This is a genomic window from Candidatus Magnetaquicoccus inordinatus (genome assembly GCF_004217665.1).
GTDB lineage: Bacteria > Pseudomonadota > Magnetococcia > Magnetococcales > Magnetaquicoccaceae > Magnetaquicoccus > Magnetaquicoccus inordinatus.
On the sequence record NZ_RXIU01000512.1, the window covers coordinates 1 to 1,111 of the forward strand.

1 pseudogene is annotated in these 1,111 nt (G+C 52.5%); it reads right to left on the reverse strand.

Going from position 1 to position 1,111, the window contains the following annotated elements:
• A pseudogene (locus EJP87_RS18235) lies at positions 1 to 1,111 on the reverse strand (hypothetical protein); the annotation flags it as partial.

The following is a 1,111-nucleotide window of genomic DNA, read 5'->3' on the forward strand; positions in this document are numbered from 1 at the left end:
AGCATGACGGGTGATGGAGAGACCGGAGTTGGTCTGGGTGTTTTCTGTGGTTGTGGAGTTGGTAACCGAAGGGGTATCGGCCTTGGCGAGCACCGTAATAGTCAACGTATCGCTATCGCTTTGCGCCCCGCCACTACCCGTTGCCCCTTGATCGTTGCTGGTGATGGTCAAAGAGGTGCTACCAAAATAGTTGGCAGTGGGCACAAAAACCATCCCTGCCAAAGCGGCATTAAGATTGGTCACCGTACCAGTAAAGGTCATGTTGGCATCGGCGGTGCCATCACCGGTGGTAAAGGTCAATCCCGTGGTCTGGCTGAGAGTCAACAAACCATTGCTGGCGCTCAAAGTCAATTTGACGGGATTGGCACCGACGTCGACATCGCTGACCGCAAGCAGATTGCCGGCATTAAAGGTCAACGAACCATCCTCATAAAGCGCTTGCGCCGCAGGAACAGTGTTGAGCGGAGCATCGTTGACCGCATCCGCAGTCAGATTCAAGGTGACGGCACTAAGCGAATTAAAAGAGCCATCCCAGGCTTTTACCTGCAGTGCATCACTGCCGTTATAGTTAAGATCTGGCTCCCAAAACATGCGCCCGTTGCTGTCGCTGAGCAGATCCCACTCGGCAATCAATGCCCCTTTGACCCCGGCATTATATTGATACAACTTGCCATGATCCGGCAAATCGGTAATCCGATATTGCAGAGTACTCCACTGCGCGCTTGGCAAATCGGCATCAGAAGCCCCACCGACCTGAATCAATCGTTGTCCATCTTCCAAAACCCAGAGCTTATCCGTATTTGTCGGATCCTCTGTTACCGGCAGACCAGAGGTGATCCAGTTGTTGGCTGGAGTAGCCATATTGGTCAGAGTCATGCTTTTGTTACCGCTGGCCCAGTCCCGACTGGTGGTTCCCTGCCCTTCATCAAAGCTGTAATAATCAATTAAATTGGCTTCATTGCCGGTCAAGGAGATGGTGCGATAATTGTTGATTTCCGTCTGGGTCAGAGCCTTGTTCCAAATGCGCAGTTCGTCCACAGCTCCTTTCATGTAACCCTGATTATCGCTGCGCGCTCCCAAACGCATCTCCTGGAGATTGCCCACAGCCGAG